Source organism: Aquabacterium sp., assembly GCF_021768455.1.
In the GTDB taxonomy this organism is placed as follows: domain Bacteria; phylum Pseudomonadota; class Gammaproteobacteria; order Burkholderiales; family Burkholderiaceae_C; genus Aquabacterium.
The window spans coordinates 1-2,493 of record NZ_JAIZVX010000258.1 but is presented as its reverse complement, the minus strand read 5'-3'; the positions used below and the strand labels follow the sequence as shown (position 1 = coordinate 2,493).

Sequence of the window (2,493 nt, the reverse complement as noted above, 5' to 3'; positions counted from 1 at the left end):
AAAGAAGGCGGCATAGCCCATCTGCTCCACGCCCAGCCCCCCCGCCCAGTTTCGGGCTGGGCGGGGGGGCTGGGCGTGGAGCAGATGGGCTATGCCGCCTTCTTTTTCCTCACCTTCTGGCTGTCTTTCCCGGCCTACCTGCTGCTGCCTGCGGTGCGGCGTATGCTCGACCGCCAGGCCGCGTCCTGAGCCCCTTGGCCCTTGATCCCCGCACGGTGAACACCATGTCCACGCTGATGTCGTCTCCTGCCTCTGTTTCCTCCGCGCGCCGCTCCGGCGTGCGCCGTCCGCTGGCCGCTGCCGTGTGGCTGGCCTGCGCCCTGAGCCTGCCCCCCCTCGCCCAGGCCCGAGAAGGTGTGGAGGTCGGCAAGACCTCGACCTTTGCCCGTTTTGTCCCGGCCGCCGATGTGGAACAGGCCGCCGCCCAGCAGTTCGTGCAGCTGGCCACCGAAGCCAGGCAGCAAAACGCCCTGTTGCCCGACAACCACCCGCAGGTCCAGCGCCTGCGGGCCATTGCCAGGCGCATCATTCCCTTCAGCCTGGAGTGGAACAAGCGCGCCAAGGACTGGCAGTGGCAGGTCATCTTGCTGAACTCGAAAGAGCTCAATGCCTTCTGCATGCCGGGCGGCAAGATCGCTTTCTACACGGGCATCCTCGAGCAGCTCAAGATGACCGACGACGAGGTCGCCATGGTGATGGGCCACGAGGTGGCGCACGCCCTGCGCGAGCACGCCCGCGAGCGCATGGGCAAGACCTACGCGACCAAGATGGGCGCAGGCCTGGTCTCCAGTCTCTTTGGTCTGGGCAACACGGGTGACGCCCTGCTCAACATGGGCGGGCAGCTCCTCACGCTGAAGTTCAGCCGCGAAGACGAGTCCGAGGCCGATCTGGTCGGCATGGAGCTGGCCGCCCGCGCCGGTTACGACCCGCGCGCCGGCATCAGCCTGTGGCAGAAGATGTCGGCCGCGGCCAAGGGTGCGCCGCCGCAGTGGCTCTCCACCCACCCGGCCAGCAGCACCCGCATCCAGGACATCGAAGCCAGCCTGCCCAAGGTCATGCCGCTTTACGAGCGTGCACCCAAGCCGGGCCAGCGCTGGGATGCCCCCAGCCGCAGCGGTGCAGCCGGCACCGATCCCCTTCAGCTGGCCTTCTGGGGCAAGGGTGTGGTGCGCCTCGGTCTGCCCGACTGACCGCAGGGCTCAGGGGGCCCGACGCTGAGCCCGACGCGACGAAAAAAAGCCCGCGCTGCCGAAGGGGCTGCGCGGGCCGAATGGGCCAGGGCCTCGCCGTGGGCGAGGCGCCGGCTCTGGGCTTGCTCAGGTGTGAACCGGGTGATCAGAAGCGGTGAACGATGCCCAGGGCGAGGTCGTTGATGCGCTTGCCGGTGACGTCGGCAGCGGTGGTGAACTTCGTGGCCAGGCCGGCGGAACCGGAGGGCTGGAAGCTGCCGTTGTCGTCGTTGTTGAGGGTGCTCAGCGAAGCGACCAGGGTGGTGCGCTTGGAGAGGTCGTAGTAGGCGCCGATGGCGCCGCCCTTGGCACCCATCTTGTTGTCCGAGGTGTCCTTGATCACGCCGTACAGGGCACCGACGCGCAGTTGCGGCGTGACCTTGTAGTCGGCCGACAGTTGGATGATGTTGTAGTAGCGGTTGACGTCGGCCTTGGTGCCGGCGACGGTGCCGCCCACGTTGCCGAGGATGGCCGAACCATTGCTCAGGAAGGTGGCGCTGCCAGCGGTGCCCGACGAGGTGCTGTTGTTGGTGCGGATGAAGGTGGCGTAGACCTTGCCCTGACCGTAGTCGTAGTTGCCGTAGACCTGACGGTAGGTCACGCTGCGGGTGTAGGTGGCGTCCTTGGGGGCCTTGCCGGTGATGCTGGCGTAACCCACGCGGAAGGGACCGTTGAGGTAGTCGGCGCCCAGTTGGTAAACACCGGCGTTGGTGGTGCTGACAGTGGTTTCAGCCAGTGCGTAGTGGCCGTCGAACTGGAAACCCGACAGGCGAGGCGAGACATAGGAGATGTCGTTGTCGTAGCGCGAAGGCACGCCGAAGGCGTTGACCACCGAACCCAGGGTGCGGGAGGTGTAGTCGACGTAGTCGCCGCGGGCGAAGACGGAGCCGTTCTGGCGGCCGAAGCGGACTTCACCCAGGGTGGTGGAGGCCAGGCCGACCCAGGCCTGACGGTCGAAGAAGCGGGTGGTGTCGGCGGATGCGCCGGTGTCGGCACCCAGGCCGCCTTCGAGCTGGAACTTCACGGCCAGGCCGTCGCCGAGGTCTTCGACACCCTTGAAGCCAATGCGGCTGCGCATGGTGGAGCCGTCGTTGAGCGAGCGGATGGTGTTGGTCGAGGTGTCGGCGCTGCTCTTGAGGTAGTTGAAGTACTGGTCAAGGCTGCCGTAGAGGGTGACCGAGGAGGTCTGGGCGAAGGCGCCGGTGGCGGCGCAGACCAAGGCGGCGGTCAGGGCGATCTGTTTGATTTTCATGGGGGCTCCTGG

Annotated in this window: 3 protein-coding genes; 2 read left to right on the top strand and 1 reads right to left on the bottom strand. The window is 66.9% G+C overall.

All coding sequences use genetic code 11. The annotated features are described in order from the left end of the window. Both QZ994_RS19480 and QZ994_RS19475 read left to right on the top strand, forming a co-directional pair. Positions 1-189 (top strand): hypothetical protein (locus QZ994_RS19480; RefSeq protein ID WP_290877650.1); only part of this gene is annotated, 189 nt, incomplete at its 5' end. Positions 190-224: 35 nt separating this feature from the next. Further along, the gene (locus QZ994_RS19475; protein WP_290877647.1) at positions 225-1,190 is read left to right on the top strand and encodes a M48 family metallopeptidase; all 966 of its coding nucleotides are present in this window, start codon (positions 225-227) and stop codon (positions 1,188-1,190) included. A 145-nt stretch (positions 1,191-1,335) separates the two neighbouring features. On the opposite strand, the gene QZ994_RS19470 is transcribed toward QZ994_RS19475, so the two are convergent. After that, entirely contained in the window at positions 1,336-2,481 is a 1,146-nt protein-coding gene (locus QZ994_RS19470; protein WP_290877645.1) for a porin, read from the bottom strand. Positions 2,482-2,493 lie beyond the last annotated feature (12 nt).

Excerpts from the sequence above, each read along its gene's own strand:
- QZ994_RS19470 (WP_290877645.1), bottom strand. The coding sequence starts at position 2,481 with ATGAAAATCAAACAGATCGCCCTGACCGCCGCCTTGGTCTGCGCCGCC.
- QZ994_RS19475 (WP_290877647.1), top strand. The coding sequence starts at position 225 with ATGTCCACGCTGATGTCGTCTCCTGCCTCTGTTTCCTCCGCGCGCCGC.